Annotated in this window: 22 protein-coding genes and 1 pseudogene; 16 read left to right on the top strand and 7 right to left on the bottom strand. The window is 43.8% G+C overall.

Going from position 1 to position 23910, the window contains the following annotated elements; all coding sequences use genetic code 11:
• Window positions 1-25: 25 nt before the first annotated feature.
• Complete coding sequence (locus OCU48_RS12230; protein WP_141345659.1) at window positions 26-2668, bottom strand: penicillin-binding protein 1A; 2643 nt, start codon at window positions 2666-2668, stop codon at window positions 26-28.
• 162 nt (window positions 2669-2830) lie between these two features.
• On the opposite strand from OCU48_RS12230, the gene OCU48_RS12225 reads away from it, so the two are divergent.
• From OCU48_RS12225 to OCU48_RS12150, 16 genes and pseudogenes are all read left to right on the top strand, one after another.
• Window positions 2831-3652, top strand: coding sequence for a hypothetical protein (locus OCU48_RS12225; protein WP_244312304.1), 822 nt, complete (start codon window positions 2831-2833; stop codon window positions 3650-3652).
• Window positions 3649-4194, top strand: coding sequence for a PilN domain-containing protein (locus OCU48_RS12220; RefSeq protein ID WP_141345661.1), 546 nt, complete (start codon window positions 3649-3651; stop codon window positions 4192-4194). Before OCU48_RS12225 ends, OCU48_RS12220 begins: the two co-directional genes overlap by 4 nt.
• Complete coding sequence (locus tag OCU48_RS12215) at window positions 4191-4751, top strand: hypothetical protein (RefSeq protein WP_141345662.1); 561 nt, start codon at window positions 4191-4193, stop codon at window positions 4749-4751. Before OCU48_RS12220 ends, OCU48_RS12215 begins: the two co-directional genes overlap by 4 nt.
• 46 nt (window positions 4752-4797) lie before the next feature.
• Window positions 4798-5880: pseudogene (locus OCU48_RS12210) on the top strand (type IV pilus secretin PilQ); the annotation flags it as partial.
• Between the two features lie 150 nt (window positions 5881-6030).
• Entirely contained in the window at window positions 6031-6549 is a 519-nt protein-coding gene (aroK, locus tag OCU48_RS12205; RefSeq protein ID WP_141345664.1) for a shikimate kinase AroK, read from the top strand.
• Between the two features lie 35 nt (window positions 6550-6584).
• Window positions 6585-7688: a 3-dehydroquinate synthase gene (aroB, locus tag OCU48_RS12200; RefSeq protein ID WP_141345665.1), complete on the top strand. Its 1104-nt coding sequence runs from the start codon at window positions 6585-6587 to the stop codon at window positions 7686-7688.
• A gap of 21 nt (window positions 7689-7709) precedes the next feature.
• Complete coding sequence (locus tag OCU48_RS12195; RefSeq protein ID WP_141345666.1) at window positions 7710-9128, top strand: SPOR domain-containing protein; 1419 nt, start codon at window positions 7710-7712, stop codon at window positions 9126-9128.
• Between the two features lie 67 nt (window positions 9129-9195).
• Entirely contained in the window at window positions 9196-10017 is an 822-nt protein-coding gene (locus OCU48_RS12190) for a Dam family site-specific DNA-(adenine-N6)-methyltransferase (RefSeq protein WP_141345667.1), read from the top strand.
• A gap of 111 nt (window positions 10018-10128) precedes the next feature.
• On the top strand, window positions 10129-10800 hold the full coding sequence (rpe, locus tag OCU48_RS12185; protein ID WP_141345668.1) for a ribulose-phosphate 3-epimerase: 672 nt from the start codon (window positions 10129-10131) through the stop codon (window positions 10798-10800).
• 1 nt (window position 10801) lies between these two features.
• Window positions 10802-11485 carry a phosphoglycolate phosphatase gene (locus OCU48_RS12180; RefSeq protein ID WP_141345669.1) on the top strand — a complete coding sequence of 228 codons (684 nt, stop codon included), beginning with the start codon at window positions 10802-10804 and terminating at the stop codon, window positions 11483-11485.
• A 292-nt stretch (window positions 11486-11777) separates the two neighbouring features.
• Window positions 11778-12803, top strand: a complete 1026-nt coding sequence (gene trpS / locus OCU48_RS12175) for a tryptophan--tRNA ligase (RefSeq protein ID WP_141345670.1) — start codon at window positions 11778-11780, stop codon at window positions 12801-12803.
• 115 nt (window positions 12804-12918) lie between these two features.
• Window positions 12919-13509, top strand: coding sequence for an aminodeoxychorismate/anthranilate synthase component II (locus tag OCU48_RS12170; RefSeq protein ID WP_141345696.1), 591 nt, complete (start codon window positions 12919-12921; stop codon window positions 13507-13509).
• Between the two features lie 275 nt (window positions 13510-13784).
• On the top strand, window positions 13785-14993 hold the full coding sequence (locus tag OCU48_RS12165; RefSeq protein WP_141345671.1) for an aspartate aminotransferase family protein: 1209 nt from the start codon (window positions 13785-13787) through the stop codon (window positions 14991-14993).
• 23 nt (window positions 14994-15016) lie between these two features.
• Window positions 15017-16036 (top strand): arginine N-succinyltransferase, encoded by a 1020-nt coding sequence (astA, locus tag OCU48_RS12160; protein ID WP_141345672.1) that lies wholly within the window; start codon window positions 15017-15019, stop codon window positions 16034-16036.
• Window positions 16037-16059: 23 nt separating this feature from the next.
• Window positions 16060-17523, top strand: a complete 1464-nt coding sequence (astD, locus tag OCU48_RS12155; RefSeq protein WP_141345673.1) for a succinylglutamate-semialdehyde dehydrogenase — start codon at window positions 16060-16062, stop codon at window positions 17521-17523.
• A gap of 18 nt (window positions 17524-17541) precedes the next feature.
• Window positions 17542-18333, top strand: coding sequence for a DUF1338 domain-containing protein (locus OCU48_RS12150; protein WP_141345674.1), 792 nt, complete (start codon window positions 17542-17544; stop codon window positions 18331-18333).
• 80 nt (window positions 18334-18413) lie between these two features.
• Here the strand turns inward: OCU48_RS12150 and crp are convergent, their stop codons facing one another.
• The 6 genes from crp to OCU48_RS12120 all read right to left on the bottom strand — a co-directional run bounded on the left by crp (window position 18414) and on the right by OCU48_RS12120 (window position 23804).
• Window positions 18414-19046: a cAMP-activated global transcriptional regulator CRP gene (crp, locus tag OCU48_RS12145; RefSeq protein ID WP_017029447.1), complete on the bottom strand. Its 633-nt coding sequence runs from the start codon at window positions 19044-19046 to the stop codon at window positions 18414-18416.
• Window positions 19047-19268: 222 nt separating this feature from the next.
• Window positions 19269-20138: a phosphoribulokinase gene (locus OCU48_RS12140; RefSeq protein ID WP_017029448.1), complete on the bottom strand. Its 870-nt coding sequence runs from the start codon at window positions 20136-20138 to the stop codon at window positions 19269-19271.
• Between the two features lie 66 nt (window positions 20139-20204).
• A complete protein-coding gene (locus tag OCU48_RS12135) occupies window positions 20205-20426 on the bottom strand; it encodes a YheU family protein (RefSeq protein ID WP_141345675.1) in 222 nt (73 codons plus the stop codon).
• A 17-nt stretch (window positions 20427-20443) separates the two neighbouring features.
• Entirely contained in the window at window positions 20444-21424 is a 981-nt protein-coding gene (locus OCU48_RS12130) for a hydrolase (protein ID WP_208727150.1), read from the bottom strand.
• Entirely contained in the window at window positions 21424-21888 is a 465-nt protein-coding gene (locus OCU48_RS12125) for a TIGR02444 family protein (RefSeq protein WP_141345677.1), read from the bottom strand. The genes OCU48_RS12130 and OCU48_RS12125 overlap by 1 nt, the downstream gene beginning before the upstream one ends.
• On the bottom strand, window positions 21885-23804 hold the full coding sequence (locus tag OCU48_RS12120; RefSeq protein ID WP_141345678.1) for an ABC transporter ATP-binding protein: 1920 nt from the start codon (window positions 23802-23804) through the stop codon (window positions 21885-21887). Before OCU48_RS12120 ends, OCU48_RS12125 begins: the two co-directional genes overlap by 4 nt.
• Between the last annotated feature and the right edge of the window lie 106 nt (window positions 23805-23910).

Here is a 23910-nt window from a genome sequence, read left to right as displayed (position 1 = left end):
GGTCTTTAGTCTTTATTATTGCTCGTTAGAACAAACTTCCACTCTCTTCGCTATCCTCATCATCAGAGGCGCCACTAGAGAAAATATCGTCTCCATAGAGGCTATTGCTAGAGTTATCAGGTTCATATTCAGTTGGCGCTGTTCCCTGTAAGAAGTACTCAAAGCGAGAGGTTTCATCAGCTTTTTGAGTCAACAGTCCAGAACTACGATCAATGCGCGCCTGAATAATCTTGCGTGGTACACGTTTGCGTTGTACTGGTGTGTCTTCTAACGCTACCTTCATGAAATCGACCCATGCTGGTTGAGCTGTTCGCGCGCCGGCTTCACCACCAGATATCTGGCTTTTGCCTAGGTTAGAGTTTTTCTCGGTGCGGCCAAGGTTACGGTCATGACTATCGAAACCAACCCAAGTTACAGCAACTACATTTGGACCATAGCCGCTATACCAAGCATCTTTCGAAGAGTTGGTGGTACCTGTTTTACCACCAATATCTCGGCGTTTTAGTGCTTGAGCGCGAAAACCTGTACCGTTCCAGCCAGTACCTTTAGACCAATTACCACCACCCCAGACATTGCTGTACATCATTTCACGAACGAGAAATGCCGTTTGTGATGTGATAACTCGAGGTGCATAGCGAGGAGTGTCGTCTACCGATTCTACCTTTTCGCCTTCCTCATTGGTTAGCTCGGTCAGTTCTATATCTTTGTTCTCAGCATACTCTGAAACATCAGTTACTAGCTCGTTATTACAGTTCTTTTTACAGATAACCGTTGGGTTTGCTTCGAAGCGTACCTCACCATATGGATTCTCAACACGCTCAATGTAGAAAGGTTCTACATAGTAGCCACCATTGGCAAATACTGAATAACCTTGCGCCATCTGCACCGGCGTTAAGCTACCTGCACCTAAGGCGATGGTTTCTGAGCGAGGAGTATTCTTTTTAGCAAAACCAAATCGAGTTAAGTAATCACGAGTATCATCAAGACCAACAGAACGCAGCACACGAACAGCCATTACGTTCTTAGATTGAGCTAAACCAATGCGAAGACGTGTTGGACCAAGGTAGGTTGGGGGCGAGTTCTTAGGTCGCCACGCCGTTCCCGCACTTTCATCCCACTGATTAATAGGCGCATCATTGATTAAGGTAGCTAAAGTCATGCCGTCATCAATTGCAGCAGAATAGATGAATGGTTTGATGCTAGAGCCTACCTGGCGTAGTGATTGAGTGGCGCGGTTAAATTTATTGTGCACAAAGTTAAAGCCACCCACCAGAGAAGTAACACGACCTGAGGTAGGTTCAATAGAAACCATTGCCGTATTCGCATTCGGGATCTGGCTCAGACGCCACACGATAGGTTGTTGCTCTTCTACCGCTTCTTCCTCGGCCTCAGTCGTAGGGGCAGGGGTTAAAGTACGAGCAATATCAGTTGGGCGAACCCAAATTTGTTGACCCACTTCGATAATGTCAGAAGTTCTCTTTGGTGCAGGACCTTGTCGTTCATCAGTTTTGAAGCGACGAGCCCAACTCATGCCATCCCATTCTATGGTTTGGTACCCATAACTTTTAACATATACCTGAGCGGTTTTGCCTTCTACTTTGGTCACAACTGCAGGACGCATAGCTCCGTAGCTAGGTTGAGAGCGAAGGTACTTTTGAAGTTCATCCTGATCCATTGCTGTCGCAGAGGGTTCCCAGACAACTTTTTCTTCACCGCGATAACCGTGACGCTCATCGTAGCTGATTAGGTTGTTGACCGCGGCGATATTAGCGGCGTTTTGCAGTTTAGAATCGACAGTTGTGTAGATACGCATCCCAGAGGTATAAGCCTCTTCTTCACCAAATTTCTTCACCATCCATGCGCGAGCAATCTCAGCAACATAAGGAGCTCGTACTTGAATCTCTGCACCATGCGCTTCGCCAGTGAGATCTTCTGCTCGAGCTTCATCAAATTCTACCTGAGTGATTTTTTTCTCAGTTAGCATACGACCCAAAACTACGTTTCGACGCGTGGTAGCGCGATCGATTGAGTAGATTGGATTCATGGTTGATGGTGCTTTAGGGAGACCCGCAATTACGGCAAGCTCACCTAGACTCAAGTCTTTCAGCTCTTTGCCGAAATAAACCTGCGCAGCAGCGCCGACACCATAAGAGCGATGACCGAGGTAAATCTTGTTCAGGTAAAGCTCAAGGATTTCTTGTTTAGTCAGTAGTTGTTCAATATGAACTGCGATAAATATCTCTTTGATCTTTCGCATTATTTTCTTCTCGTTGGACAAGAAGAAGTTTCTGGCTAACTGCTGGGTGATGGTACTTGCACCTTGGCTGGCAGAACCTGTTGAAATAACAGCTACCGCGGCGCGAGTAATACCAATTGGATCAAAGCCAAAGTGCTCATAGAAACGGCTGTCCTCAGTGGCAATGACCGCATCTATCAACTCTTGTGGCATCTCGTCCAGCTTGAGAGGAATACGGCGTTTTTCACCAAACTGAGCAAGCAGCTTTCCATCGTGTGTATACACCTGCATCGGTGTCTGTAGTTCAACATTTTTCAACGTTGCCACGTCTGGCAATTGTGGTTTTAGATAGTAATAAAAACCAAAAATTGTACCTAGCCCAAGAACGATGCAAGCCAGTGCAAGGACCAATGTAATCTTTATGAACTTCACCCAAGTTTCCTTGTTTTTGGAAGATTGAAATTTGCTCAGTTTTATAACGAGCGTAAACAATAACTTAGTGTAACCCCTTTTTTAACCTGCTACCTATATTTTTGATCTTTATCGCATTTAATAAGGATTTGTATGCTTTATTCCACATATTCGGGCATTTCGATGCGTCAACATAATCTGGATTGTGTCGTGATTCGCCGCCGCAAAGAGGGTTGGAAAATAGACGCATCGTTCACTTTTGTTGTGAAAGATAAACAAGACTGGAAAAGCGCATGGTCAACGTTAAAAAAGCGGTTACCTAGATGGCGAAATTGTGTGTCAATGAGCTTAAGTTTTGAAGAGGTGTTAAGTAAAAGTTCTGTAATAAATGCATCGTTGTCTGAAGAAGAGATCGTAAATTACGTTCATGAACAGTTATCGAATGCCATCCTTACCGAGGAATTGGCTCACGATTACAGAGTGCGCAAATTACTTAATGATGAGCAAAAGTTCGATCTTTACATCTGTAAAAAAGAAACACTCACACACCATTTGAAACAATGTGAATTATCGCTAGATGTCGTGGGTTGGGTATTGAGCGATTTACGAGCGTTGAGCAGAGAGATTGAATCAGCCTATGGAAATAGGGGGGATGGCTTTATTGAAATAACCGAAGACGGAATCATAGCAGCATCACTCAATGAGCCAAGCCAACCTATGATTTTTGATATTGCAGGACAGAGCTTAGCCGTCTTTTCTGAGAGCTTAACTCACAACTTCCTTAACTTATTCGCTGATAGAGATAAGAAAAGCATCACTTTGTTGGTATATGGGGGCACGGATAGGGTTACTGAGCTAAGCAATTTGCTCATACATAGGCCAGAGTTCAAGTTAATCGATGTATCACATACTAATATGGGCCAAAGCTTGACCTCGTTTATGACCGGTTACCCTGCATTAGCGTGCGCATTAGGTGCTTATCATTGGTCTAAGGCTTACTTGTGATTAACTTACTGCCTTGGCGAGAACAACAAGCCCGTATGCAAAGATGGCGGTTCTTCACTCGAGCTAGCGTACCCAGTTTTCTAGTCATACTAGGGTTTATTGCCATTTATTTTCTAGAACTGCAGTATCAAGATGATCGGGAATTAGAGTTGAGCATTCTTCAATCAGAAGTGATGAAGATAAAGCAAATTTATGCAGAAGAAACCAACGAGATAAAAGAGCAAGCATTGTGGAAAAAGAGGCTTGAACGATTGCACAATCAACAGCGTCTTAGACAGTTGCCTTTACCTATAGATGTGTTGCCTGATAAATCTTCGGTGGAGGGGATTGGTTTGCTAGTGCTTCATTGTCAGTTGCAGGAATGTGTCATAGAGGGAAGTGTCGAAGCTCTTTATCAATTAAGGCCATTTATTGATGGCGTAGCTAGTGAACCTCAGGTGAGTAGTCTGCAAATTGAGCAGTTGATGCCAGTAACTACGATAAAAGGCGAAGGTTTAAATCAGTTTAAAATTTCATTTCAGTTAGGTAGTGAAGCATTTTGAGCTGGCTGTTGTTTTATGACTGGCATCGCTTATTTCAACTTCCTGCAAAGTGGGTGAGTACCTTCGGCGTTACTGTAGCTTTGATTATGGCAGGAATTTTTTGGAGTGTTTGGGGGCAACATAATAAGAGTATTCGGGTACAACTACTCGATGAGCTTGCTTTACAACAACAGAGCCACCTTTTGTATCTACGAAAGCTGAAGCAACTGGATGAACAAACAATGGACTATCGAAATCAGTATTTGAAGCGAGCAAATTTCGCATCTAACGAAGTATCAAAAACAGTGGTGTTTAACTATCTATCTTTAGGTTTGGAAAATTCATCAGTGAATGTGATTTTATGGCAATGGGAACAAGGACTGTACAGCCGGCATTTAGTGTTAGAACTCAAAGGAACTTATTCAGACATAGCGCAGTTTTTACGTAAAAGTGTTCGACTTTCAGAAGTCATCACTGTCAAGGAATTGCTCCTGTCTAGACAATCTATTGATAAGACACAGATTAATGCGCGGATAGTACTGGCTTTTTTTTCAGCTGAAAGCGCAGAGTCACATTAATATGCGCGCGTTTCAATTGTTCTTAATTACTTTCCTTTATTGGCCAGACTCTAGGGCAGATGAGCCTCAGTGGTTTTCTTCAGTTAATGATGAAGTAGAGTTACGAACTGAGATTAGTGAGGTGTCAGTGCCGTTCAAACCTGTTGAACTGGACCTATCAACACCGCCCATTAAACTCGAATCTCAATTGTTTGCCATTAAATACGCTAAGGCATCGGATATCGCCTCCATCCTCGATCACCACCGCAACATTGGAACGGTTTCTGAGTTGGGGTCGATAGCGGTAGATGAAAGAACGAATGCCCTTTTAATCTACGATCATCCTGACAATCTGCAACGAATCACTGAGATTATCGACTCACTCGATATTCCGGTTAAACAGGTGCAAATAGAGGCAAGGATAGTGACAATTAATGAGGGAGAGTTGGATGAGGTAGGAGTACGTTGGGGCTTTACAAATATTAACGTCGACTCAAAGATCACGCCGAGTATAGAAGCCTCTAGGGGCAGTGTAGTTCTTGAGGACCACCTAAATGTGAATCTAGGTTTGGCTAACCCCAATGCGTCAACCTTAGCTTTTCAGTTAGCAAAGCTAGGGTCTGATACCTTATTGGATTTGGAGTTATCTGCCCTTCAAGCCGAGTCTCGAGCGGAGATTATTTCTAGCCCTAGACTCATCACCACAAATAAGCAACCTGCCTATATTGAACAAGGCTCTGAGATCCCATACTTAGAGGCTGCTTCAAGTGGTGCAACATCAATATCTTTTAGAAAAGCTGTCCTTAGTTTAAAGGTGGTGCCGCAAATTACACCAGACAATAAGTTGGTTTTGGATCTGCATGTCACCCAAGACAGACCGGGCCAAGTGGTTAAAACAGGGATAGGGGAATCGGTCGCTATTGATACTCAGCGTATTAAAACCCAAGTTTTGGTGAATAATGGAGAGACTATCGTGCTAGGCGGTATCTATCAGAAAACAATCATACACAATGTAGAGAAAGTTCCCTATCTATCTGATATTCCTTGGTTTGGCAGTTTCTTTAAGCGCACTTCGGACAAGTTTGGGCGTAGTGAATTGCTGATATTTGTCACGCCTTCCATTCTGTTTCCAAAAAAAGATAAAATATAATTTGCATTGTTGATGGCAAATCCAGATAATTTCGGGTCTTATCACGATTCATCTGTGAGGAACTTGGCGCCACTCATTAACACTGACTTTTATAGTAGTGATAGAGATGGCGATGTAATTTGACTTTAACGTTGTAAAATACTGCTGAACATGGCTGAGAAACGTAATATTTTCCTTGTTGGCCCGATGGGCGCCGGCAAAAGCACAATAGGTAGACACCTAGCACAACAACTTCACATGGAGTTTGTTGATTCTGATACGGTAATCGAAGAGCGCACTGGCGCTGATATCGCTTGGGTATTCGATGTGGAAGGCGAAGAAGGCTTCCGCAAGCGTGAAGAGGGTGTTATTAACGACCTTACCCAAGAACAGGGTATCGTTCTTGCGACTGGTGGCGGCTCAGTAATGAGTAAAGAAAACCGCAACCGTCTATCTGCACGTGGTGTAGTAGTGTATCTAGAAACTACTATCGAAAAACAACTTGCTCGTACGAACCGCGATAAAAAGCGTCCGCTTCTGCAAACTGATGAGCCTCGTGAGGTTCTTGAAGCTTTGGCTGCAAATCGTAACCCACAGTATGAAGAAGTTGCTGACTACACAGTTAAAACTGATGATCAGAGCGCAAAAGTAGTTGCAAATCAGATCGTTAAAATGTTGGAAGAGCGTTAATCTTCCAACGTTAATCTTACTGAGGAGTGCATCCCATGGAACGGATCACGGTAAGTTTAGGGGAGCGAAGCTACCCGATTTCAATTGGCGCTGGGTTATTGGGTGACCCAGCCCTCTTTTCAAATCTTTTCCCATCATCTAAAGACCTGTCACAACAACAAGTTGTCATTATCACTAATACAACTGTAGGTCCTTTGTACGCTGAAAAAGTTAAGCATCAATTTGTTGAGCTAGGGTGTAAAACTCGAGTGCTTGAACTTCCTGATGGTGAACAGTTCAAATCGTTGGATACATTCAATGACGTGATGAGCTTTTTACTAGAGGAAAATTACAGCCGTGATGTGCTTTTGGTGGCACTGGGCGGCGGCGTTATTGGTGACTTAGTTGGTTTTGTAGCTGCATGTTATCAGCGAGGTGTTGATTTCGTTCAGATCCCAACCACTCTATTGTCTCAGGTGGATTCTTCCGTTGGTGGTAAAACGGCAGTCAATCATCCTCTAGGCAAAAATATGATTGGTGCTTTCTATCAACCAAAGTCAGTGATCATTGATATCGATACTTTAGCAACCCTTCCTGACAGAGAGTTTGCCGCTGGCATGGCAGAGGTCGTTAAGTACGGCATTATTATTGATAAGCCTTTCTTTGAGTGGATTGAACAGCATATTCAGTCTTTAACGGCATTGGAAAACTCATCAATCATCAAAGCCATAGCGAACTGCTGTCAAATTAAAGCTGATGTAGTTGCTCAAGACGAAAAAGAGTCTGGTGTTCGAGCATTATTGAATCTGGGTCATACTTTTGGTCATGCTATTGAAGCTGAATTGGGCTATGGTAAATGGCTACACGGTGAGGCTGTGTCTTCCGGCACGGTGATGGCCGCAAGGGCGGCAACTCACGCGGGTATGCTTGGTTCTATTGATGTAGATAGAATCAAATCATTGCTGGAAGCTTGTCATTTACCTGTTCACACTCCTGAGAGTATGTCAGGTGAAGACTTTATGAAGCATATGATGCGAGACAAAAAAGTTTTATCAGGTCGTCTACGCTTAGTTTTACCAGATGCAATTGGTAGTTCTAAGGTTGTAAGCGATATTGACCTAGACCATGTCTACCAAGCAATTGAGGACGGGCGAGAGTAAAGTAACGCATAGGGATAGTTGATGAGCAAGGCTCAGACAAGAACATTAGAATTACAGTCTCAGTCGCAACTACTAGATAAGTTGCGCCTTATGACTCGATTTGGTTCAAATCTCGTTACTTTTACTGGCGCAAGGGGAGCTGGAAAATCTTGGCTCCTCAACCGTTATTTCTCACACTTCGTTTCTACTCGTTATAAAGCGCTGCTGTTAGGTGATGCTTCTTGGTCTGAACAGGACATCAAGCAAGCAATATTCCAGCAACTTATCCCTAATAGCACAATCGATGCCAATCTCAGTCTTTTTGATAATCTAGATAATGAACTAGGATTGCAGACCACTGAGTTTGTTATCTTAGTTGACGACGCCAGCTTATTATCAGAAGAAAATCTACTTCTACTTTGGAGCTTGGTCGAACGCATACAAGCTCATCCCACTTGGACATTGAGTTTGATTTTGGCGTGTGGCCCTGACTTGTTAAGTAAGAAAGTGTTGCCACTAAGTCGACAATTTAATGTGCAGCCAGCAGAGCTTAAAATCGAACCGCTTCGCCAGAGTGAGGCAGAGTTCTTTTTAGAGTTGATGGTGCTTCGAAAATTCGAAAGCCTCAATAAACGAGATAAGATCCGCAAAAAAGCGCAACGGTGTGCTCGATACCCAGGCGAACTTATTGCACTAGGAAATAAAGTGAAATCAACTAAACCAGTCTTGCCTTCGCACAATGGTTCTGCCAAATCTGGTGTTATTATTACCTTGCTAGTGATCTTATTAGGTCTCATCGCTTGGTGGTTACTCTCTGGTTCAGGTAAGCCTTCAGGCAGTGATCCCGTTTCAATAACGTCGTCTGAAAGTGCAGAAAGTCAAAAGGATACATCACTATCTGGTGAGAGCAGCGAAGTTGTGGATTTTTCGGTTAGGGAACGAGAGACGCTTACTGATGATACCAAGGAACTGCCTCCTCCTGTGACTGATCAAACGGTGACCTTGGCGGATAATAGCAATGGCAGGCACCGAGTGGTTGTTCCTGATGAAGTTGTTGATTCATTAATTGAAACAGAATCTCAAGTTGTGAAGCCGCCTTCGAATCAAATTGAATCTGTAACAAAAAGTGAAGACAAACCGACAAGCAACGCAATTAACTTCTCATTTGCTAGAGAGGAGTTAATGGAAATAAGTGCGAAGCGCTACACGATCCAACTTGGTGCTTTGAGAACCATGCGAGAGGTCCAATCCTTCCTTGATACCCACCAAATGCAAGATGACGCTCGAATCTATCCTACACTTCGTTCAGGTAAGAAATGGTACATCATTACCTACGGCGACTATCGATATGTGAAGCTCGCTAGTCAAGGTATTGCCGATCTGCCACAAGCGGTTCAAGAGATAGGACCTTGGGTTAAGTCGATGACACAAGTACATAAAGAGATTGAAGCAGGAAAATAACACTGAGATGAGTTTCGTTTTATGTTACATTCCGCGTCGTATAAATTATGGGTAGTGAAGACCAGCAATGAAAAAACAACGTGCCTTTTTAAAGTGGGCAGGTGGTAAATATGGACTCGTTGAAGATATTCAGCGTCATCTGCCACAAGCAAAAAAGCTGGTTGAACCTTTTGTTGGTGCAGGCTCGGTTTTCTTAAATACTGACTACGAGCAGTACTTGCTAGCAGACATTAACCCAGATCTTATTAATCTTTATAACCGATTAAAGAATGATCCGCAGCCTTATATCAATGAGGCTAGGAGAATGTTTACGCCTGAATACAACCAAAAAGAGGTGTATTTGGAAGTTCGTAGACAGTTCAATGCTACTGATGACATTCTTTTCCGCTCTGTCGCTTTTCTGTATATGAACCGATTTGGTTTTAATGGCCTGTGTCGATACAACAAGAAGGGTGGATTCAATGTTCCTTTTGGTTCTTATAAAAAACCTTATTTCCCGGAACAAGAGCTAGAATTCTTTGCCGAGAAAGCGAAGAAGGCAACATTTGTCTGTGAGGGTTATTTAGAAACCTTTAAGCGTGCTCGTAAGGGGAGTGTAGTTTACTGCGATCCTCCATATGCTCCTTTATCGACGACAGCAAACTTCACTACCTATTCGGGTAATGGTTTCTCTTTGGATGATCAAGCGGCTTTGGCTGATGTTGCAGAGCGTACGGCAACCAAGCGTGGCATACCTGTACTGATCTCCAATCACGATACCATGCTAACTCGTCGTTTATATCACGGCGCTGAGCTGAATGTGGTTAAGGTTAAGCGTACTATCAGCCGCAATGGCGCAGGACGAAATAAGGTGGATGAATTGCTGGCTTTGTTTAATCGCACAGGCTAATTTTTCTTCTATTGTCGCAACAATCATAATCATTTCAAATTTGTCCTTTTAGTTTATCGTTTGCTTTTGTAGAATTGCGCGCAAATTGAACGCCTTATACAGGGGACAGGTATGACCGATTTTCTAATTGCTCCATCTATTTTATCCGCAGATTTTGCTCGTTTAGGTGAAGATGTTGAGCGTGTGCTCGCAGCCGGCGCCGATGTAGTGCATTTTGATGTGATGGACAACCACTACGTTCCAAACCTGACCTTTGGTGCCCCGATTTGTAAGGCACTGCGAGACTATGGAATTACGGCACCTATCGACGTTCACCTAATGGTTAAGCCGGTTGATGCTATCGTTCCTGAATTTGCAAAAGCTGGCGCAAGCATGATTACCTTCCACGTTGAAGCTTCCGAGCACGTTGACCGTACTTTGCAACTCATCAAAGAGCATGGCTGTAAGGCGGGCGTGGTATTAAATCCTGCGACACCACTTTCTCACTTGGACTACATCATGGATAAGGTTGATATGATCTTGCTAATGTCAGTAAACCCTGGCTTTGGTGGGCAGTCTTTTATTCCGAATACTCTGGATAAACTGCGAGCTGTGCGTGAGCGTATTGACGCGAGCGGTCGCGATATTCGCTTAGAGATTGATGGTGGAGTAAAGGTAGACAATATTCGTGAGATTGCTGAAGCGGGTGCAGATATGTTTGTTGCAGGCTCGGCTATCTTCAATCAGCCAGATTACAAAGAAGTCATTGATGAAATGCGCGCTGAACTGGCTAAGGTGAAATAACTTGTCGTCAAATAATATTAAGCTTCTTGCATTTGATCTTGATGGAACGCTACTTGATAGTGTTCCAGATTTGGCTGCTGCTTTAGACCTTGCTATGAAAGCAATGGAACGTCCAGGCGTATCAGAAGCTCAAGTGAGAGAGTGGGTGGGTAACGGCGCTGATATCCTTTCTGCACGTGCATTGAGTCAAAGCATTGAAATTGATACGAGCTTGACGGAAGAAAGCAAACGCGAAGCGAGAGTACATTTTGACCGCTTTTATGCTGAGTGTGGTCATTCGAAAAGTACCTTGTACCCCAAAGTGAAAGAGTCGTTAATTGCGTTGCAGCAGGCAGGCTATCAATTAGCCATCATCACCAATAAGCCGTACCAATTTGTGCCAGAAATTCTTGAACAGCACGGTATTGCTCATTTGTTTGTTGATGTATTAGGAGGCGATAGTTTGGTTAAGAAAAAACCAGACCCTATGCCACTGACACACCTAATGAGTACACAACAGGTTTCTCATTCAGAGATGATCATGATCGGCGATTCCAAAAATGATATCTTGGCAGCTAAGAACGCTGGAGTGATGTCTGTTGCTTTGCCTTATGGCTATAATCACGGCGAGCCTATTGAGTTAGCTAACCCAGATCATTTGATTCAAGATCTCTCCCAATTGCCTGAGTTACTTACTCACTATTAAGATGTAGTAATGAGCTGAATACCAATCGTACTAAGCAATTGGTTATTCTAGCTGGCTAAAACACTCGATAACGGCGTTAGAATTTTTGATTGTAGAATAATACTTATCGAAAAATTCAGCCTTGTTCTCGAGTGTTTTTCTCGTAGCATTTCTGAATACTCACTAATGTGATTGGTATCAAATCTCAACTTAGGTTCATTTTCCTATTTTTTCCTTCCAATATACTCATCGATGAGTACACTGCTTTATCGTATAAAATTTTTATTCTAGAAGTATTGAGGAAGTAATTATCATGACCACTAAACCAATAGTGTTGAGCGGTGTTCAGCCGTCTGGTGAATTAAGCATTGGCAACTATCTTGGTGCTTTGCGTCAGTGGCATCAGATGCAAGATGATTACGACTGCCAGTACTGTGTTGTTGACCTTCATGCTATTACCGTTCGCCAAGACGCAAAGGCTTTGCACGAAGCAACGCTAGACGCACTTGCCATTTGTCTTGCTGTAGGCGTAACACCAGAGAAAAGCACGCTGTTTGTTCAGTCTCATGTACCTGAGCATGCTCAGTTGGGCTGGATTCTGAATTGCTACACCCAAATGGGTGAGCTAAACCGCATGACACAATTCAAAGACAAATCTCAGCGCTACGCTAATGATGTTAATGTGGGGCTGTATGATTACCCTGTATTAATGGCAGCAGATATTTTGTTATACGGTGCGCATCAAGTTCCAGTGGGTAACGATCAGAAGCAACACCTCGAGTTAGCTCGTGATATCGCAAACCGCTTCAATAACATCTACAGCACACCGGACGCGCCAATTTTCCAAGTTCCTGAACCGTACATTCCAACGGTGAATGCTCGTGTAATGAGCCTTCAAGATGCGACTAAGAAAATGTCTAAATCTGATGACAACCGCAAGAACGTTATCACCCTTCTTGAAGAGCCTAAATCTATTCTTAAGAAGATTAACAAAGCGCAAACGGATCCAGATAACCCACCTCGTATTCTTCATGATATCGAGAACAAGGCAGGCATTGCGAATCTAATGGGACTGTACTCTGCAGCGACAGGTAAAACCTTTGCTGAGATCGAAGCGCAATACCAAGGCGTTGAAATGTACGGTCCTTTTAAGAAAGATGTAGGTGAAGCTGTTGTCGCTATGCTTGAACCAATCCAGTCTGAGTACCAGCGTATTCGTCAAGACATGCCGTACTTAAACGAAGTAATGAAAGCAGGTGCAGAGAAAGCATCAGCGAAGGCTGCAGTGACTTTGGATAAGGTTTTTGATGCGGTTGGCTTCGTAAAGCGTCCGTTTTAACCCGCTAGAGTGAACAGTTATTTAGTACGATTGGTATAAGAGCCCTTTGGTCAAATAAGTTGTGATAGAATGCCATCGCCGTCAAGGTGGTGGCATTTTTAGTTTGGATTCTGGCATGCTGTTGATCATTGATAATTATGACTCCTTTACTTACAACCTATATCAGTACTTTTGTGAACTAGGGTGTGAAACCAAAGTCGTTCGTAACGATGCAATCACCATTGCCGACATCCATGCTCTTCAACCCCAAGCTATTGTTATCTCTCCGGGCCCCTGTACCCCTAATGAAGCGGGTATTTCTCTTCAAGTGATTCAAGAGTTTATGGGGAAGCTACCTTTACTGGGTGTCTGCCTTGGTCATCAAGCTATTGCTCAAGCACTTGGTGGAAAGGTGATTCGCGCTGATAAAGTCATGCATGGTAAAACCTCCCCAATACAACATACCAATACGGGTGTATTTTCTGGTCTTAATAATCCGTTAACGGTGACGCGTTATCACTCTTTGATTGTAGAGAAAGAATCCCTTCCTGAATGTCTTGAAGTAACCGCTTGGACTCTCGATGATCTCGGGCAACAAAAAGAGATTATGGGTTACAGTCATAAGACCCTGCCAGTTGAGGCGGTGCAGTTTCATCCAGAATCAATAAAAACAGAACAGGGTCATGAAATCCTGGCTAACTTCCTTGCTCGTATCCCTCAAACATAAAGCATATCTATTGAAATTCCTTGCATAACATTGTTGTTACCTATTTGAGTTAAAAACTAGATTTGTTATGCAATATGATCACTTTTTCTATTTGTTGCTCGAATAGCGTCACACTGCTCACATTTCGCACGGCAAATTAGCCTATTTAAGCGTATTTTTCTCTTGAAATGGTTAATAAATTGTAAATACAATGCCTGTACAGAGGAAATGTCTCCAGCAATGCATAAATAGCGAATTTTTTAATTGCGAGGGGAATGCATAAAAGGAGTGCAGAAATGACAGATGTAACGCGTAAAGACTTCGATGAAGTTATGGTCCCTTGTTATAACCCGATGGCGATAATTCCAGTTCGAGGTGAAGGGGCGCGAATCTGGGATCAGCAAGATAAAGAATACGTTGATTTTGCTGGTGGTATTGCAGTGAGTTGTTTAGGACATTGTCACCCAGTGATGGTAGAGGCACTTACGAAGCAAGCAAATCAATTATGGCACCTCAGTAATGTAATGACCAATGAGCCCGCTTTGCGTTTGGCTAAGAAGTTGGTCGAGCTGAGCTTTGCAGACAAGGTCTTTTTTGCTAACTCCGGCGCAGAAGCCAATGAGGCTGCACTTAAACTGGCTCGTCGTTATGCAGTGGATGAGTTTGGTGAGCAAAAATCTAAGATCATTGCCTTTAATCAAGGATTCCACGGGCGTACCTTCTTCACGGTAACCGTAGGAGGCCAATCTGCCTATTCAGATGGCTTTGGTCCTAAGCCTGGTGATATCGATCATATCCCATACAACGACATTAAAGCCTTCGAAGCTGCTATTTCAGATGAAACTTGTGCCGTAATGATGGAGCCTCTACAAGGTGAAGGCGGCATCATTGCCCCAACTTCAGAGTTTGTACAAACTGTCCGCGAGCTGTGTGACAAGCACAATGCACTATTGATTTTCGATGAAGTACAAACGGGCAATGGTCGCACCGGTGACTTTTATGCGTACCAAGGTTTGGGAGTAACACCAGATATCTTGAGCACCGCTAAGTCTCTTGGCGGTGGTTTTCCTGTTGGGGCTATGCTAACTACAGAAAAACTGGCTAAGCACCTTAAAATTGGTACTCACGGCTCGACCTACGGCGGTAACCCATTAGCCTGTGCTGTTGCTGAAGCTGTTGTTAGTCATGTTTCTCAGCCTGATGTACTTCAAGGTGTAAAAGAGCGTGAAGGACTATTCCGTGCGGAGTTAGAGCGTATTAACGCTAAGTACCCAATCTTTGCTGAAATTAGAGGCAAGGGCTTGTTGCTTGGCGCTGAACTGAACGATGAATGGAAAGGTCGTTCTCGTGATGTCTTAGTCGCTGCAGGCGAAGAAGGCCTAATGGTGCTTATTGCTGGAGCTAGTGTGGTTCGTTTCACTCCTTCGTTAGTGATTACACCAGAGGAAATCAAGCAAGGATTTGCAAGATTTGAGGCGGCTATCGCTAAGTTATACAACGCGTAATTTTCTATCAGGAGGATAGTGGGATGTTAGTAGTACGCCCAATTTTAAAGGATGATTACGATGCTTTGCACTTGTGCGCAGAAGAGTCTGGTCACGGATTTACCTCTTTGCCAGTCAATGAAGAATTGCTAACGAATAGAATTAACCACTCGGTGAGTAGTTTTCAAAAACCAGAGGTGACTGGACCTGGCGATGAAGGCTATCTTATGGTCGGTGCTGACTGTGATACTGGTGAAGTGGCAGGTACTACGGGTATTGAAGCTTCGATAGGCTGGGATGTCCCGTTCTATTCTTATCATATCAGCAAGGTGGTACATTCGTCGCCAAAACTGGGCGTAAATAATGTCGTGAAGCTACTGACTTTTGGCAACAATTATACTGGGTGCAGTGAAATCTGCACTTTGTTCTTACGCCCTAAATTTCGTGGTGGATTGAATGGTCGATTGATGTCTAAGTGTCGCTTCTTGATGCTAGCGGAGCATCCTCATCGTTTCTCAAAGACCATTTTTGCAGAGATGAGAGGAGTCTCTGATGAAAAAGGCAACTCTCCTTTCTGGGAGTGGTTACAAGAACACTTCTTCTCTATCGATTTCACAATGGCCGATTACCTCACTGGTATCGGCAAAAAAGGCTTTATTGCTGACCTGATGCCTAAGCTGCCTATCTACATTAATCTGTTGAGTAAAGAAGCGCAGGCGGTCATTGGTGAGGTACATGATAATACCCGCCCAGCATTGAAATTACTTGAGAACGAGGGGTTCACCTGCAGAGACTATGTCGATATTTTTGATGCAGGCCCAACGGTGGAATGTGACCTACGCAATATTGATACTGTACGTCATTCCTTTAGGGCTCAAGTGTCGATTGCAGAGCACGGTAGTTCTACCAACTATCTCATTAGTAATACATCGTTTGAGAATTTCAGAGCAGTCGCTCAACAAGCAGCATTTGATGCTGAAACTCAAAGTGTCATTATCAGCCCTAAAGTCGCAAGCGCCCTTCAAGTTGAGAATGGTGATTGGGTTCGGATGGCGGCCGTATAAACAGAACAACAAGGACGAATTAGATGGAAACGCATTTTATCGCGGGTGAGTGGATCTCAGGGCAAGGCCATGATGTACACTCCTTATCTCCTTACAATAATGAAGTCATTTGGCAGGGTCACTCTGCTAGCAAAGGACAGGTAGAACTGGCCGTTTCAAGTGCGCGACATGCGTTTTTGAGCTGGAAAAAATGTTCTTTTGAACAGCGTGAGAAAATCGTACAGCGCTTTGCCGAGCTAGTTAAAGAAAATGCAGAGCTGATTGCTGAGACGGTAGCGAAAGAAACGGGAAAGCCATTGTGGGAGACCCGTACCGAAGCCGCAGCGATGGCAGGCAAGATAGCGCTATCGATTAAATCCTACCATGAGAGAACCGGTACAAAACACAAGCAGGTTGCTGGTAACGATGTCACCTTACAGCATAGGCCTTTGGGTGTACTGGCGGTGTTTGGTCCTTATAATTTCCCTATGCACCTTCCTAACGGGCATATCGTGCCTGCGTTATTGGCTGGAAATACAGTCGTCTTTAAACCTTCAGATCTAACCCCTCTGTGTGGCGAGCTAGCAGTGAAACTTTGGCATGAGGCGGGCTTACCTAATGGGATCATTAATCTAGTTCAGGGCGGTAAAGATACTGGTATTGCGCTGGCTGATTCTGCAAATATTGATGGGCTTTTATTTACCGGTAGTGCGAATACAGGTCATATCCTCCACCGCCAGTTTGCTGGGCAACCTGAAAAAATGCTGGCACTGGAAATGGGCGGGAATAATCCGTTGATTGTTGGTGAAGATTTCGGTGAGTTGGATGCTGCGGTTCACACTATAGTACAGTCCGCGTTTATTAGTGCGGGGCAAAGATGTACCTGTGCTAGGCGTTTGTATGTCGCAAAAGGTGATGCGGGTGATGAGTTAATAGCTCGACTAGTGAAAGTGACCGCTCAGTTAAAGATGGACCAGCCATTTTCTGAGCAGCAGCCCTTTATGGGCACACTTATCTCACGCACAGCCGCAGAGCAGATTATGGAAGCGAAACAGTCGCTGATAGATCTTGGTGGCAAGCCTTTGTTGGATGGTAACCTGTTGGATAATGCCTTTGTCGAACCGAGTATCTTAGATGTTACTGACATAGCGCTCCTGCCTGATGAAGAGTATTTTGGACCCTTGCTACAGGTCGTCCGCTATAACGACTTTGCTGAGGCTATTACACTTGCAAATAACACTAAATATGGTCTTTCGGCCGGTCTGATTTCTGTTGACGATACGCAGTGGGAACTTTTCTCAGATGAAATACGTGCAGGTATAGTCAATCGTAATCGTCCTATTACAGGCGCGAGCGGTGATGCGCCATTTGGTGGCCCTGGAGCGTCAGGTAATCTTCGTCCAAGTGCATTCTATGCAGCTGATTACTGTGCATATCCGATGGCTTCGATAGCAGGAGATGCACCAATAATGCCAGAGACACTGTCTCCAGGTATTCAATTCGACTAATTCAATCAAGGAAGGGTTATGGGTGTCCAAAAGCTATTTGACCAGCTGTGGAGTGATTTTAATGGCAGACTTTGTCCGTCGTCGCACATCATTCACGAGCTATTGAAGCAAGATAAGGCGTTGATCAATGATCACATTGCGCTACGTACTTTCAATTGTTCATCCATAGCTCTTGAGGTATTGGCAAAGCCATTTATCGAACTGGGTTATCAAGAAGGTGGTGATTATGTCTTTAAAGCGAAAAAGTTAGTTGCTAAGCACTATCAGCACCCAGACCCTACTATGCCTAAGGTATTCATTAGCCAGTTGCAGCTTGAGCAATGTTCAAGTGAGTTGCAATCGATAGTAAAAAAACTCACAGATCAGATTGAACCAAGTAAATTACAAGATTCAGCATTTTTGCATGGTGGTCGATTGTGGGATGTGAATTTTGATGATTACCAGCGTCTAGCTAAAGAGAGTGAATATGCTTCTTGGGTAGCCGCCCATGGTTTTGGCGCGAATCATTTTACAGTGAGCGTCAATCAATTGGCTCAGTTTGAAGACGTCTCTGAGGTTAACGCTTTTTTGAAGGATAATCACTTTGCTATTAATGCATCTGGCGGAGAGGTGAAAGGTTGTCCTGAGGTATTGCTAGAGCAATCGTCGACAATGGCAGATAAAGTGGAAGTTGTTTTTTCTGATGGTGTCCAACTTATTTCTGGCGGTTTCTATGAGTTTGCCAAACGTTATGAGATGTCTGCAGGAAACCTATATCAAGGCTTTGTTGAAGCGTCAGCAGACAAGATCTTTGAGAGCACAAATAATTAGGTAACTAGCTCTCAGCTCGAAGCTATAAAAAACGCCGTCATATGACAGCGTTTTTTTATATCTGGCTACTTTAGTGTGGATTAGCGAGTGCCGTAAACCACAATAGTTTTACCGTGTGCAGAGATTAGATTCTGCTCTTCAAGCATCTTTAAGATACGGCCTACTGTCTCACGAGAACAACCGACAATCTGACCAATCTCTTGACGAGTGATCTTGATTTGCATGCCGTCTGGGTGAGTCATTGCATCAGGTTGCTTCGCTAGGTTAAGTAGAGTTTGCGCGATACGACCAGTAACGTCTAGGAACGCAAGATCACCTACTTTCTGGCTAGTTACTTGCAGACGATTAGCCATTTGCGAAGAAAGACGCATTAGGATGTCTGGGTTAACCTGAATAAGCTGACGGAATTTTTTAAATGAGATTTCAGCAACCTCACAAGGAGATTTCGCACGTACCCAAGCAGTACGCTCTTGATCATCTTCAAAAAGGCCTAACTCACCGATGAAATCACCTTGGTTTAGGTAAGAAAGAATCATTTCTTTCCCTTCTTCATCTTTGATCAGTACGGCTACAGAACCTTTAACGATGTAGTAAAGAGTTTCTGCTTTTTCACCAGCATGGATCAGTGTGCTTTTTGAAGGGTATTTGTGGATGTGGCAATGTGACAAAAACCATTCTAACGTTGGATCTGTTTGAGGTTTACCTAAAACCATATTCTTATCTTCCTCTCTCAGCGAGTATAATTATGTTCCCTGACCTCACCTTATAAAGGGAGCGGGGTGTAGTTGCTGCTACTACTTCAAATTTTTTCAGTACGAATAGTATCTTTTTTTTAAGTACATTTCTTGATTTTGATCGGCTTGAGTTGTCGATTTTACAAGCAAAACCGTGTCCTCAATCACACTCTGAGACAAGAGTGCGACTCAGGTTCAAATTTAACCGATCTTCCCCGTCTCTAGCAGTTGTTGCAGGATGGGGCGAATAATCAATTCCATAGCAAAACTCATTTTTCCTCCTGGAACAACCAAAGTATTGTGACGAGACATAAATGAGCCATCGATCATTGCCAATAGATAAGGGAAGTCAACATTCTTAAAACCACGCATACGAATGACCACAAAGCTTTCATCTAAACTAGGAATTCCTTTGGCGTTCAGTGGATTTGAGGTATCGACAGTTGGTACTCTCTGGAAGTTAATATGTGTGCGAGAAAACTGTGGAGTAATGAAATTTAGATAGTCGTCCATTGAGCGCACTATCGAATCCATGACCGCTTCTCGAGAGTGCCCTCTATCGCGAGTATCGCGAACAAACTTTTGAATCCATTCAAGGTTAACGATAGGCACCATGCCAATCAGTAGATCTACATGCTTAGCAACATTACAAGTGCTGTCTACGACCCCACCATGCAAGCCCTCATAAAAGAGTACATCGCTTTCTTGTGGCAGTTCTTGCCATGGAGTGAAGGTGCCCGGCATTTGATTGTATGGTACGGCTTCATCGAATGTATGCAGATAGCGACGCACCTTTCCTTCACCTTTTTCTCCGAAGTCCTTGAAGAAATTTTCTAATGCAGGGAAGTCATTGGCTTCTGGACCAAAGTAACTAATATGTCGACCTTGTTCTTTCGCTTTTCGAATAGCCACGTCCATCTCTGGACGAGTAAAACGATGGAAGCTGTCGCCTTCAACCCAGGCGGCCTTTGCATTCATCATGTTGAACATTTTGCGAAAGGCTTCTGATGTAGTGGTGGTTCCTGCTCCTGAAGAGCCTGTTACCGCTATGATGGGGTGCTTGGCTGACATGACTTTCCTTGTCTTGTGAATGTATTGAGGTAAATTGTATACAAATCGAATTTAATGGTTGAGTGCTTATAAGAGTTTTGCGTCGTGGCTCACTTTTATATCGATGCTCTCATGCAACTCGGAATAAACGATAACAGCGGTACCTTGTTGCAATTGCCATTTGATCTGGTCAATCTTATTTTGCAGCGAGATCTCTACGTCTCCGTAGTCTGTCCCTTCTCTTAAAACAAACTCTCTTATCAGGCTATCTAGTGTTTCAGGAGCGATTTCTTTCCAAGGTACGATCATGGTTAATGCTTATTAGATTAATATGTCTGGGAGGTGAATTTATCATAAAAGCTTGGCACAGCCACCTCCAACCAAAAATAGGGGTTCTTAAATGTGCCACCAATAAAGCCAACATGTCCCCCGTTTGGAACCAAGTGATAGTCGATATTATTATTCAGTTTGAATTTAGGGACGACTTCATCGGTCATAAATGGGTCATCTTTGGCATGAATGACGTTAATGGGAATAGTTACGCTATTTAGCTTTGGAAGCCCGGAGCAACGAGTATAGTAGTCGCTGGCATTGGCGTAGCCATGCAGTGGAGCCGTTATGGTGTTGTCAAACTGATGTAAGAATCGCATGTTCTTTACGGTATCTACATCGATCTCCAATGCCTCTTCCAATAAGTGAATCTTTTGCAAAGCCGTCTGCTTCAAAGAATCTAGCAGATAGTGATGATAGACCCTTGAGAGTCCTTGCTCGATACGTCGAGAGCAGGCCGCGAGATCGAGAGGGGCGCATATGATGGTTGCTTCATCTATAAGCGGTTGATCAACATAGCGAGCCAAGTAATTAACTAGCATGTTTCCACCCAAAGAGATCCCAACAGCCACCTTAGGGTTATTCGGAAATCGACGATTAAGGTGCTCGAGAAAAAACCTAGCGTCCTCAGTCTCACCAGAGTGATAAGCACGAGCTTGTTTATTCGGTTTACCACTACAGCCTCGAAAATGCATCATTACCGACAGCCATCCTTTCTCAGCGAAAGAATGCATCAAGCCGTGTGCGTAAGGGCTATTGAAGCTTCCTTCTAGACCATGAAATAGGATGAAAATCGGTTTATTGGTGACTAAATCACACTGCCAATCGTGACTCCAGGCTAGGTCAATAAAGTCATTGTCTGGTGTGATTAAGGTTTCCCATATAGGTGTGAATAGCGGCTGTTTGCGAATAAACCGTGGCATGACAGTCTGAAGGTGAGGATTCGTCATTGCCCAAGAGGGAGAGAAGGTTTTCATCATAGTCTTTGCTTATTGAAGATAACAGCTAAATGCTCAGCTCCTAGTTGATGACAATAGTCGTCTACGAGGTGCGGCGCTTCCACCTTGCTGAGTTCAATTCGATGAATAATGTCTATGATGTCAGCTTGTTGCTGGCGCTCTAGTTGCAACTCGAATTGCAGTGAGTCTCTATATAGTGATTCAGGTAGGTGTTGCTTACTTTTACGTCTTAGTTCACGAAAATGAAGCAACAAGGCTTCAGTGCGCCCCAAGCTTTGTATTACTTGAGGCCATTGAGAGGACGGGAAAGTCAGCCTGTGCTCATCAAGCCACTTTAATGCCAGTAGTAAGTTTACGTTACCATGGAAGTGATTTTGCAGGTTGAGACACGCCTCTTTTATCTCCCGCATCGAGTAGTACTGCAAACTGAATTGCCATAAGCTCTCAATGGTTAGGTTATTATTCGGCGTGTTGTTGTTCATTCTGCGTCGAGATTAGCCTGCATTTCTTCAAGGGATTCTTGCTCGGTCATCCATTCCATCTCCACATCCTCAAGCTCTGACTTAGTGCTAGCCTGTTGGCTAAGCACTTGGGTAAGTTTAGACTTATTTTCTGCTTGATACAGTTCGGTATCACCCAGTTGCTCTTCGCATTGTTCTAACACACTGTTGAGCTTATCCATTTTCTTTTCTAAAGCTGTGATATTTTTGCGAATCGGTGCGGTGAGTTTACGAAACTCCGCTTCTTTTCTTTTCTGGTCTTTCTTGGCTGATGCGGAATTAACGCTCGATTTAACCACTTCCTTTGATTGCGCTTTTTTGATTTCTTTTTGCTGTTCTGTTAGCCACTTATAGTAGTCACTCAGGTCACCATCAAAGGGTTCTACCTGTTTGTCATGCACAAGGTAAAGATCATCAGTGGTTGCGCGTAGCAAGTATCTATCGTGGCTTACAATCACCATTGCACCCTCAAAGGTTTGCAGAGCTAGGGTGAGAGCTTGGCGCATATCAAGATCAAGGTGGTTGGTAGGCTCATCGAGAAGCAGTAAGTTAGGCTTTTGCCAAACTAGCAATGCCAATACTAAGCGGGCCTTTTCGCCTCCAGAGAATGGCGCTACTTTATCGAGTGCTTTTTCTCCCTGAAAGCCGAAGCTACCTAAGAAATCACGAAGCTGTTGCTCTGTATGGTTAGGGGCAATTTGCATCAGGTGTTGCAAAGGCGTTTCTTCAGGATGAAGAGTTTCTAACTGGTGCTGAGCAAAGTAGCCTATTTTCACGCCTTGGGAATAGGTAAGTTCACCGCTTTTTGATGCTAACTCACCTGACAGCAATTTTATCAAGGTGGATTTACCAGCACCGTTGCGCCCTAATAAACCAATGCGACTACCAGGAACTAGATTCAAGCGGATTTTATCGAGGATCAAAGTATCATCGTAACCTGCTGATACTTGGTCCATCATCACGATAGGGTTGGGTAGAGCGGTTGGCTCGCGAAACTCAAAACTAAATGGATTATCAAATTGAGCGGGTAAAACCTGCTCCATCTTTTCAAGTGCCTTGATTCGACTTTGTGCCTGGCGTGCTTTAGAGGCTTTATAGCGGAAGCGGTCGATATAGCTCTGCATATGTGTCATCTGCTTTTGTTGCTTCTGATACATAGCTTGCTGCAGTACTAGCTTTTGCGCGCGCTGAGTTTCAAACGATGAGTAGTTACCCGTATATTCGTTTAGATCCTGATTTTCGACATGGATAATACGACCAACGATAGGGTCCAAAAAATCCCGGTCATGGGAAATCAGTACCAAGGTACCTCTATAGTTTTGCAGCCAGCGCTCCAGCCACATTACCGCATCTAAGTCTAAGTGGTTGGTGGGTTCATCAAGAAGCAGCAAGTCTGAACGACAAAGCAGTGCTTGTGCTAGGTTTAAGCGCATACGCCAACCACCAGAAAATTGAGTTAGATTCCACTCCATTTGTGCTTGAGAAAAACCTAAACCATCGAGCAGTTCAGCCGCTCGAGCACGGATAGAATAGCCACCTATGGTTTCTATTTTACCGTGCAGGTCGGCAACTTTAGTGCCGTTGTCGTCACTTTCTGCTTGAACTAAGTCAGCTTCTAGTTGGCGATATTCTCTGTCACCATCGATTACATATTCAATTGCTGTGCGTTCAAGAGCGGGTGTTTCCTGTGCAACCCAGGCTAACTCCCAATGCTTTGGCTGCTTGAAATCACCCGCATCAATGCTGAGCTCATCCTTCATCAAAGCAAATAGGGTCGATTTTCCGCACCCATTTTTTCCAACAAGGCCGACTTTGTCGCCGGGATGAATTGTGGCAGAAGCGTCTTGCAGCAGGGCTTTGCCTCCGCGCAATAATTGAATGTCTGAAATCGTAATCATGAGAATGCTGAGCGTTAATCAAATATGTTGGCTCGCATATTAGGTGGAATAGGGGTAAAAGTCGATCTCTTGGCGTGATAGGATAAACGTAATGTAACAGTTAAGG

This window comes from Vibrio inusitatus (assembly GCA_024346935.1).
GTDB lineage: Bacteria > Pseudomonadota > Gammaproteobacteria > Enterobacterales > Vibrionaceae > Vibrio > Vibrio inusitatus.
This window is presented reverse-complemented; position numbering and strand designations above follow the sequence as displayed.

Bases quoted from the DNA above. Each gene is read 5' to 3' on its own strand.
- OCU48_RS12225 (WP_244312304.1), top strand. From the start codon at position 2,831: ATGCGTCAACATAATCTGGATTGTGTCGTGATTCGCCGCCGCAAAGAG.
- aroK (WP_141345664.1), top strand. From the start codon at position 6,031: ATGGCTGAGAAACGTAATATTTTCCTTGTTGGCCCGATGGGCGCCGGC.
- aroB (WP_141345665.1), top strand. From the start codon at position 6,585: ATGGAACGGATCACGGTAAGTTTAGGGGAGCGAAGCTACCCGATTTCA.
- OCU48_RS12195 (WP_141345666.1), top strand. From the start codon at position 7,710: ATGAGCAAGGCTCAGACAAGAACATTAGAATTACAGTCTCAGTCGCAA.
- OCU48_RS12190 (WP_141345667.1), top strand. From the start codon at position 9,196: ATGAAAAAACAACGTGCCTTTTTAAAGTGGGCAGGTGGTAAATATGGA.
- rpe (WP_141345668.1), top strand. From the start codon at position 10,129: ATGACCGATTTTCTAATTGCTCCATCTATTTTATCCGCAGATTTTGCT.
- trpS (WP_141345670.1), top strand. From the start codon at position 11,778: ATGACCACTAAACCAATAGTGTTGAGCGGTGTTCAGCCGTCTGGTGAA.
- OCU48_RS12170 (WP_141345696.1), top strand. From the start codon at position 12,919: ATGCTGTTGATCATTGATAATTATGACTCCTTTACTTACAACCTATAT.
- OCU48_RS12165 (WP_141345671.1), top strand. From the start codon at position 13,785: ATGACAGATGTAACGCGTAAAGACTTCGATGAAGTTATGGTCCCTTGT.
- astA (WP_141345672.1), top strand. From the start codon at position 15,017: ATGTTAGTAGTACGCCCAATTTTAAAGGATGATTACGATGCTTTGCAC.
- astD (WP_141345673.1), top strand. From the start codon at position 16,060: ATGGAAACGCATTTTATCGCGGGTGAGTGGATCTCAGGGCAAGGCCAT.
- OCU48_RS12150 (WP_141345674.1), top strand. From the start codon at position 17,542: ATGGGTGTCCAAAAGCTATTTGACCAGCTGTGGAGTGATTTTAATGGC.
- crp (WP_017029447.1), bottom strand. From the start codon at position 19,046: ATGGTTTTAGGTAAACCTCAAACAGATCCAACGTTAGAATGGTTTTTG.
- OCU48_RS12140 (WP_017029448.1), bottom strand. From the start codon at position 20,138: ATGTCAGCCAAGCACCCCATCATAGCGGTAACAGGCTCTTCAGGAGCA.
- OCU48_RS12135 (WP_141345675.1), bottom strand. From the start codon at position 20,426: ATGATCGTACCTTGGAAAGAAATCGCTCCTGAAACACTAGATAGCCTG.
- OCU48_RS12130 (WP_208727150.1), bottom strand. From the start codon at position 21,424: ATGAAAACCTTCTCTCCCTCTTGGGCAATGACGAATCCTCACCTTCAG.
- OCU48_RS12125 (WP_141345677.1), bottom strand. From the start codon at position 21,888: ATGAACAACAACACGCCGAATAATAACCTAACCATTGAGAGCTTATGG.
- OCU48_RS12120 (WP_141345678.1), bottom strand. From the start codon at position 23,804: ATGATTACGATTTCAGACATTCAATTATTGCGCGGAGGCAAAGCCCTG.